9 protein-coding genes and 1 pseudogene are annotated in these 8403 nt (G+C 67.9%); 6 read left to right on the top strand and 4 right to left on the bottom strand.

Annotated elements, in window-relative coordinates; all coding sequences use genetic code 11:
• Window positions 1-217: pseudogene (locus RM812_RS39975) on the bottom strand (hypothetical protein); the annotation flags it as partial.
• Between the two features lie 1059 nt (window positions 218-1276).
• Between RM812_RS39975 and RM812_RS39970 the strand changes: the two are divergent.
• From RM812_RS39970 to RM812_RS39960, 3 genes are all read left to right on the top strand, one after another.
• A complete protein-coding gene (locus RM812_RS39970; protein WP_311585572.1) occupies window positions 1277-2341 on the top strand; it encodes a bifunctional DNA primase/polymerase in 1065 nt (354 codons plus the stop codon).
• Window positions 2338-3870, top strand: coding sequence for a DNA primase family protein (locus RM812_RS39965; protein WP_311585570.1), 1533 nt, complete (start codon window positions 2338-2340; stop codon window positions 3868-3870). The genes RM812_RS39970 and RM812_RS39965 overlap by 4 nt, the downstream gene beginning before the upstream one ends.
• A gap of 148 nt (window positions 3871-4018) precedes the next feature.
• On the top strand, window positions 4019-4408 hold the full coding sequence (locus RM812_RS39960) for a DUF6009 family protein (RefSeq protein ID WP_311585568.1): 390 nt from the start codon (window positions 4019-4021) through the stop codon (window positions 4406-4408).
• Window positions 4409-4449: 41 nt separating this feature from the next.
• Here the strand turns inward: RM812_RS39960 and RM812_RS39955 are convergent, their stop codons facing one another.
• Window positions 4450-4593: a hypothetical protein gene (locus tag RM812_RS39955; RefSeq protein ID WP_311585566.1), complete on the bottom strand. Its 144-nt coding sequence runs from the start codon at window positions 4591-4593 to the stop codon at window positions 4450-4452.
• Window positions 4594-5193: 600 nt separating this feature from the next.
• Between RM812_RS39955 and RM812_RS39950 the strand changes: the two genes are divergently transcribed.
• Genes RM812_RS39950 through RM812_RS39940 form a run of 3 tightly spaced genes read left to right on the top strand, consistent with a single transcriptional unit; the run spans window position 5194 to window position 6271 of the window.
• Complete coding sequence (locus RM812_RS39950) at window positions 5194-5556, top strand: DUF2089 domain-containing protein (protein WP_311585564.1); 363 nt, start codon at window positions 5194-5196, stop codon at window positions 5554-5556.
• Window positions 5553-5813, top strand: a complete 261-nt coding sequence (locus RM812_RS39945; RefSeq protein ID WP_311585562.1) for a hypothetical protein — start codon at window positions 5553-5555, stop codon at window positions 5811-5813. Before RM812_RS39950 ends, RM812_RS39945 begins: the two co-directional genes overlap by 4 nt.
• Before the next feature lie 23 nt (window positions 5814-5836).
• On the top strand, window positions 5837-6271 hold the full coding sequence (locus tag RM812_RS39940; protein WP_311585560.1) for an SHOCT-like domain-containing protein: 435 nt from the start codon (window positions 5837-5839) through the stop codon (window positions 6269-6271).
• A gap of 667 nt (window positions 6272-6938) precedes the next feature.
• On the opposite strand, the gene RM812_RS39935 is transcribed toward RM812_RS39940, so the two are convergent.
• The gene (locus RM812_RS39935) at window positions 6939-7577 is read right to left on the bottom strand and encodes an FMN-binding negative transcriptional regulator (protein WP_311585558.1); all 639 of its coding nucleotides are present in this window, start codon (window positions 7575-7577) and stop codon (window positions 6939-6941) included.
• 33 nt (window positions 7578-7610) lie between these two features.
• Window positions 7611-8403: FAD-dependent monooxygenase (locus RM812_RS39930; RefSeq protein WP_311585556.1), on the bottom strand; the 793-nt coding region annotated here is incomplete at its 5' end.

Here is an 8403-nt window from a genome sequence, read left to right as displayed (position 1 = left end):
CTCCAGGCATCAGCGCGGCGATCACACGGAACAGCAGCTGCTCGCTCCAGCCGTCCTTGATGTCGGCGTCGCTGAGGTTCTGCGGTTCGGGCCCCGGCTCTACGGTCGGCGCCTCGGGCCAGTCGACGGGAACGGTCGGCCGCTTGCCGTACGCGGCCTGCACCGCGGCGATCGCCTGCTCGTAGGTGTCCTTCTCGGTTTCGATGGTCAGCCGCATGCCTGCCCCCTTGGTGATCCCGCCAAAGGTCATCCTTGCGTGTGGGCCTCTGAGCCGTCCGGTGCCTGGGCAGAGCGCTATGGGATGGAGGGAGATTTCCCGCGAGGCGCGGGAGGCGACCGACGTCCTCGTGGTGCGCGTACGGGTGGAAGGCCGGGGCCAGCGCTGGTAACGAGTTGTTCGCAGCGCAGGGCGTGGGTGCGGTGAGCGAGTTCGAGTGCGGCGGTGGCGGCGGGTTCGACGTTGTCTCCTCCACCACGCGCGCATACGTGAGTCTCTCTGCATCGAGGCTCTGGTCGATCCTCCAGTTGCCATCGCCTGACGGGACTGACGGGACTCAGTTTGGAAGTTCCCTGTACCTACGCGAGGAGTCTTCCCATAGCGCGCGCATCCGGGAGCTTTGATCCCGTCAGTCCCGTTCGGGGGATGCTCCGCCGGATGTCGGGGCTCCAAAGACACAGGGAGGGGTTGAAACGGGCGGGATGCAAGACATCTGGTCAGGCTGCTGACGGGCAAAAGTACAAGGCTCGAAACGGGACTGGAGCCGACTTTCAGTCCCGCAGTAGTTCAGCCCCGTTACGTCCCAAGGTAAGAACGCCCAGGTCAAAGGCCGTGTCCCCCTCAAGGACGGGACCGACGGGACCCAGCCTTCTAGTTATTAAGTCCCTGAGACATCACTCAGGCGTGCGCGCGCGAACAGGGCTCACTGCACGTCATGTAGGTGATAACTACGTGACTGGGTCCCGTCAGTCCCGCTTGGAGGGGAGAGAATGCCCCTTGACCTGGGCGTTCCTGACACGGGACTGAAAGTCCGGTAGGGGGCGACAGGCCTCAAGTTACTGTCTCGGCTCTCATGGGGGGCAGGGCCGACGGGACTGACGGGACTGAACTTTCCCGACACGCCGAGCCCTCCCTCCCTCCAAGACTGGGACTCGGTTACGCTCTGGTCCGCAAACCAGAAACCTCAGTCCCTTCAGTCCCGTTGATCCCAGCAGGAACGGCGGAGACCTCCGTACGAAAACAAGACGCAGACAAGGACGGCTGTTGCCTCCCCAGCTCATGTCCGAGCCGACCGGTCCGACCAACGTGTCGGACCGGCACACGGTCGCGCGCTGGTGCGCCAAGGCCGGCTGGCCGGTACATCCGCTGGCGCCCGGGCAGAAGATCCCCCCAGCCAATTGCCACGAGTGCAAAAGGGATCACCACAGTCCGAAGGACTGCCCCTGTCCGGCCGCCGGCCGCTGGTGTCACGGATTGCACGCCGCCACCACCGACCTGTCCGTGATCGACGCCTGGTGGACTGAGCAGCCCGGCTTCGGAGTAGGCGTGTCGTGCGGACCTGCAGACCTCGTCGTCCTGGACGTCGATGCCCATGCAGCCCAAGTGCCTGACCGTTCACGGCTGCTGCCGGGCATTCCGATCGGCCCAGGAGTCAACCTGACCGGTCTGGCTACGGGCTTCGACGCGCTCGCGCTCCTGGCCGCCCTATGCGGTGAGGTCAATCCGGCACAAGACGAGACCACGATGCGGGTACGCACCCCCTCAGGTGGCCTGCACATCTGGTACCAGAACCCGGACCCCGAGATCCGCTACCGCTCGTCCACCGGCTCCAGCCCCAAGACAGCCCTCGCCTGGCAGGTCGATGTCCGAGCCGACGGCGGCTACATCGTGGCACCCACGACCCGAACGAACCGGGGCACCTACCGGCGCGAGGGCCCTGCCCGGCTTCCGGCCCCGCTCCCGGCCTGGCTCGCCGCGGAACTTGCCCGCACCGGACACACGCCGCCCCCGCTGCCGCCCTCAAGGCCTGCGCTCCCACGGCCCGCCCGCCCCCGAGGCGCGGCGAAGAGCTCTCACCGCCTGATGGAACCTCTCCTCGCCGAGATCGCGGAGTGCGCCACCGTGCCGGAAGGCGCGAGCTTCACCGAGAAGCTCAACCGGGCCGCCTACATCGCAGGTGGCCTCGTCGCCGGCGGACACCTCACCCAGTCCGAGGCACGGCACCTGCTGGAAACGGCGGCCCGACCGGCACGCCCTCACCAGGAACGCCGCATCCACACCATCATCGAATCCGCTCTGTCCGCCGGCGCGCAGCGCCCGCTTCACCCCCGAGGACGCTCATGAGCGCCGAGTCCGTGCGCTTCGATGCCGAAGCAGCCGCCGCGCAGATCCACCAGCAGTCCCTCGACCTCGCGCGGCCCCCGGCGCGTCCGAGCCTGCCCGCGCAGCAGAGCGACACCCCCTCGGTCCCGGTCCCGCAGTCCGAGGGACTGCTGCCGACCTCGCTCACCGACCGAGGCAACGCCAAGCTCTTCGCCCGTCTCTACGGCGACCGCTTCCGCTACGACATCGGCATGGGATGGCACAGCTGGGACACCTACCGCTGGCGTCTGACCGGCGGGGACGAAGCCGCGGCCTGGGCCGCCGGCGACATGGCAGAGCAGATGCCCGACCGCGACCCCACCGGCCGCTTCACCGACCGCGAAGTCGCCGCACACCGCCGCCACTCCGAGTCCACCTCCGGCATCAAGGCCCTGCTCTTCCAGGCCAAGGCCGCCCCCAGCCTGCGGCTGGACCCCGACGTCCTCGACGGCGACCGCTACGCCCTGTGCACCCCGGCCGGTGTCGTCGACCTCAGGACCGGCGAGCTGCGCAAACCCAACCCCTTCACGGACATGCACTCCCGCGCCACCACCGTCGCCCCCGTGAAGCGGCCCATCCCGCGCTGGCACAACTTCCTCAGCGACACCTTCGGCGACGACGAGAAAGGCGTGGAGACACAGGCCTTCCTGCACCTGCTGCTGGGCTACTCCATCACCGGGGACGTCGGCGCCCAGGTCCTGCCCTTCCTGCACGGCTCGGGAGCCAACGGCAAGTCCGTCCTCCTGGAAGTGATGACCGACCTCCTCGGCGACTATGCAACCGCCGCACCCCCCGGATTCCTGATGGAGAAAGGCAAGTTCGCCGAGCACAGCACCGAGCTGACCGAGCTCCACGGACGACGCATCGTCGTCTGCTCCGAACTCAAGCCGAACGACAAGTTCAACGAGGCCCGAGTCAAGCTGCTGACCGGCGGAGACACCATCACAGCCCGCCGCATGCGCCAGGACTTCTTCACCTTCGCCCCCACCCACAAACTGTGGCTGCTCGGCAACCACCGACCCGAGGTCGGCACCGGAGGCCACGCCTTCTGGCGCCGCATGCGCCTCATCCCCTTCGAACGCCGCGTCCCCGACGAACGCAAGATCGACAACCTTGCCGAAGAACTCGTCGCACAGGAAGGCCCCGGCATCCTGCAGTGGCTCATCGAAGGAGCCCAGCACTACCTCGAACGCCGAGACCCGCTCACCGGACCCACCTCCGTCCGCATCGCGACGGCAGCATACGAAGCCACCGAAGACCACGTCGGACGCTTCCTCACCGAACGCTGCACCACAGGCCCCGACCTGCGCGCGGAGCAGAAACTCCTGTACGAGGCCTACGGACGCTGGTGCTCGGACGAAGGCATCCGCGCCAACACCCCCCGAGCCTTCGCCAGCCGCATCCGCCAGGAACTCGGCCTGTCCTCACCTTCAGAGATGATCAAGAACAACGGGACCAAGCTGTATCCCGGGCTCGCCCTGCAGCCCGACGACGGACAGGACACCCCATGACGCGCCCCGGCCACCTCGGAGCCTTCACCGTTCGCCCGTACGATGGAACCCGCTCCCCCCGGCGACCCCACCGTCGCCGAAGCGAGGAGCGCCACACGAAAGCCACAACAGCAGGCCACCGCCCGGCCGCCCGCACACAGGAGGTCTCATGAGCGCGATGCCGAAGGAAGGCGATCTCGCCCAGGAGGCCGAGATCGTGTGGCTCGAAGATCCCACGGAACTCGACTACGTCCGCCAGGCCCTCGACAAGGTCAACACCCGCAAGGGCAAGCCTCGCTACGAGCGTGACGGCCGACTCATCGGCTACTCCAACCTCAACGCCAACGCTCCGCGCAGCGCCGACAGCGGCCTGTTCACCCGCCGCACCTTCTATCTGCTGCCACACGACCGCCCCAACCAGCCGGACGACCCCGACGGCCCCTACAAGGTCGGATCCCCACTCGAGGCCGTCGACCCCCGCACCCTCCGACCCGGCAGCGTCGGAGAGAAGACCACACGATCCCAAGCCACGGCGCAGACAGTCCCGACTCCTTCCTGACTGAAGCAATTAGCGGCCGCGGTGGAGCCGGGAATGCTTGCTCAGCCGTTCATTGACGCGTTGACCGAACTGGTCCAGGTGCAGGCCGACACCGGCTTCGTCGGTCTGCACCCGTGGTTCTTGCGGCGGACAGCGCCGGTGATGCCCAGCTCGCGCATCAGCCGCTCGGCGGTGCAGCGGGCCACCCTGCGGATCCTGACCGGCCCCTTCCACGGTTGTGGCAACCAGGGGCCGGCGGCCCCCGTTCGGTCCGGAAACGGGTATCCGGGCCGAACGGAGATGTGTGTGTCGCCGGTACGAGAGTAGTCGCGGCCGGCGGGCTAGTGTCCTGCGCCAGTACTCGATGGTGGCGGCGAGTCGGTTGCGTTCGAAGGCCCGGGCAATCCACTGATCGAGTGCGAGGCATACGCCGTCCTCGCGCAGGTAGATGATGCGCGGGTGGCCGGGGTGTTGTTCCACGCCTCTTCTTCCTTGTACTCGCACCTGGTAGTGCACCATCTTGCGGATGGCGGCCGTGTGCACCTTCCGCCCGCACAGTGAGCACCGCACCCGTCCGCATAGGACGTAGGGCCGCCCGCCTTCCCTCCCGGCCCGTTGGCGTTCCTCCCTGCGTTGCTTGTTCCGCACCTCGTAGCCGGTGTAGCGCGGATCGAGGAGGATGGCGGGCACGGCGCCCGCCTACCCAAGAGCTGTAATTAAGTATGTTAAGGTATGTGAGTTGACTCCTTGAAAATCTTAAGGTAGACGTTAAGCGTGAAGGGGTTGCCGAGAGTAGGGAGTCGACGGTGGACTGGCAGGACCTGACGGACCTGACGCGCGGCCGGCCGTTCGTGGTCGAGCGAGTCCGCCTCGCTGACAGCGGCGTCGCGATCGAGGGGGAGTTCGAGCCGCCGCAGCTGGCCGAACTCAGCGTCGACGACCAGGTGTTCGTCGCGACGTTCGTCCGGGCGCACGGCTCCATCAAGGAGATGGAGCGGGTCTTCGGGGTGAGCTACCCGACGATCAAATCCCGCCTGAAGCGGATCGCCGAGCAGCTCGACTTCGTCGACGTCGACCCGGCGCCCACCGGCGCCGCCGAGGTCGTCGACCGCCTGCGCCGGGGAGAGATCAGCGCCGAGGATGCCCTGGCCGAGTTGGAGGGGCGATGATCCCGCAGCTGGTGACGGTGCGCGTGCGCCGGTCCAACGGCCGCCGGGTGAGGCTGTGGATGCCCGTCGTTCCGGTGGTGCTGGTGTTGTCGCCGCTACTGCTGCTCGCCGTGCTGGGGGGATGTATCGCGTGCGTCATCTTCCAGATCAGCCCGGTGGGCGCGCTGCGCGGAGCCGCACGGGTGCTGTGGGCGCTGCCCGGCACCCGGTTTGAGATGGAGCAGGGTCGAGCGGTCGTGCTGGTCAGCGTCAGATAACTGGAGAGAAGCAGGAGCACATTATGAATGAGCAGCGCCGCCAGATCCTGGAGATGCTGGCCGAGGGAAAGATTACCGCGGACGAGGCCGAGCGGCTGATCGAGGCTCTTCAGCGCGAGCAGCCCAAGGCGCCGCCGGGAGCAACAACGTCCCGCACGAAGGTCCGTCCCAAGTATCTGCGCGTGGTGATGGACGCCGAGGACGACACCGGCGGTGAGGGCGCCAGCCGGGTGAACGTCCGCATCCCGCTGCAGCTGCTGCGCGCCGGTGTCCGGCTCACCGCCCTCCTACCGCCGGTGGCCATCACCAAGGTCAACGCGGAGCTGGATAAGGCCGGTGTGCCGATCGACCTCGCCGAGCTCAAGCCGCAGCACCTCGAGGACCTCATCGAGCACCTCGACGACGTGATCATCGACCTGGACGACCCTGGCTCCAAGATGCGCGTCTACTGCGAGTGACGCCGCCACGCGCCAGGACTTGACCTCCCACATCCGAAAACCGGTGGGGGGCACCCGCCGCGGCCCGCCATATCCGCCGTCCGACTGCGCGAGGTGTAGCAGGTCACCGTCGAGTTGCTGGAACGCTTCAACCTCGTCGACGCCGTCGGCATGCCCGGGAAGAGCTACGCCGGCTCTGGCATCCCGCGCTGGAGCAGGACGGCACCCTGCGCGCTGGCGCCACGGTCGCCGAGCTGACCGGAAGGTCGATCTGGACGGCTACCCCGATGTGACCCGGATCATCGTTCGTCGCGAGAGCCCGCACCCCGGCGCCCGACTGTCCCTCCCTCGACGAGGGCTTGGCCACCAGGTCTTCCTGACCGACACTCCCTACGGCGGACGGCTCGCTGCAGCACCTGGAGGCCGCCACCGCGCGCACGCACGCGTCGAAAACCGCATGCGCTGCGGAAAGCCCACAGGCTTCGGCCGCTTCCCCTCCCGCCACTTCACCCCTAGTCCTCCGCCATCACCTCAGCTCAACCACTCGAAGCGAAAGGGGAGGCCAAGCACCAGCGTGTCCGTGCAACGTACGCCTACGAGCGCCGCCCGCGTTACGGGAGGCCACACGATCGAGGGAACGCCTGACCGAACTGGGACGCGGCGTCGCGGAACGGGGGAGCCGCTTGGCTCAGGGCAGCCGATCCATCAGATCGGCCACTGCCTGGTAGCGCGTGTTCGGGTGTCCGGCGAACGAGCAGCGCACCCGGTCGCGGACCTCTCCGCTCTGCTCCTGGCTCAACTTGAACATGCCGTCGGCGCCGGTCACGTGGAGCCGGAAGGCGCCGACCCCCGGCACGATCTTCCGGAAGTACCCGATCGAGCTGGTCAGGTCCCAGTCGCGGCCGAACCGCCCCTCCAGGATACGTGCCGTGGCCGTGACCACCTCGAGTGTCTCCTCGACTGAAGCGATCTTCCGTACGGTCCCACGTACGTGGATGGAGGTGAAGTTCCAGGTCGGCGCAGCCGGTGTGGTCTGGTAGATGGCTGGTGTCACATATCCGTGTGGTCCGGTGAACGTCAGCAACACAGCGCCCCCGTCCTCCAGCGCCTCCCAGTGCGGGTTCTGCCGGTTGATATGGCACAGCAGGACACTACCCGACAGGTCCGGGGCCTCGGTGTCGAACGACTCCGGGACCGACGGAAGGTGGGTGGCGAAGGGGACTTTTCCCGGCAGGCCGTTGCTCGTCAGCAGTGCTAGCGGGTTGTTCTGGATGATCTCGACAAGCCATGAGCTGTCGGGGGGACGGTAGAAGTCGGGAACGAACAATGCAAACTCCCTAGAGTGGCGCGTGCGGGATTGTCAGCCCTGTCGCGCCGGGCCGAACCAGTCGGCGAGGGCCGTCCGAAGTGCGGTCGCGTCGGGTGCGCCGTCGGCGGTGGCCCAGGCAACGTGGCCGTCGGGTCGGATGAGCAGTGCCGTGGGCGCCGGGATTCCCCCGCGCTCCGGGACGGACCAGTGATCGTCCTCGCTCCGCGCCTCGACGAGGTGCACGCGATCGGCCCAGCCCGCGACGGCCGCCGCCACCTCGGGGTTGCCCCGCAGGTCCAGCAGCACCGGGCGGGCGGCGTGCAGCAACTCGTAGACACGGGTGGCACCGGCCGGCGTCTTCAGGTCGGCGTCGGGGACCCGGCGCCCCGTCAGCGGGTGGCCGCTGGCGTCGCCCACCGGGTATCGGACGCCCAGCCCAGTGAGCATACTGCCCAGGTACCGGTTGACGTCGTCGAAGACGAGGAGCGAGCTGAACACGTCGCGCAACGCGTCCGTCTGCGGCCCAGGACGGGCCAGGGCTGCCTGCGCCCGGGTGTTGTGCAGGACACGTTCCGCCACCGGGTGACGCTCGGCCTGATAGCTGTCGAGCAGGCTTTCCGGCGCATGACCGTGCACCACCGAGGCCAGCTTCCAGCCGAGGTTGACCGCATCCTGCACCCCGACGTTCAGTCCCTGTCCGCCGGCCGGGAAGTGGATGTGCGCCGCGTCACCGGCGAGCAGCACCCGACCCTCCCGGTACCGCTCGGCCTGCCGCGCAGCGTCGCTGAACCGGGAGATCCACCGGGGTCCGCGCATACCGTAGTCGGTGCCTGCGAGCCTGATC

The sequence above is a fragment of the Streptomyces lancefieldiae genome (genome assembly GCF_031845825.1).
GTDB lineage: Bacteria > Actinomycetota > Actinomycetes > Streptomycetales > Streptomycetaceae > Streptomyces > Streptomyces lancefieldiae.
This window is presented reverse-complemented; position numbering and strand designations above follow the sequence as displayed.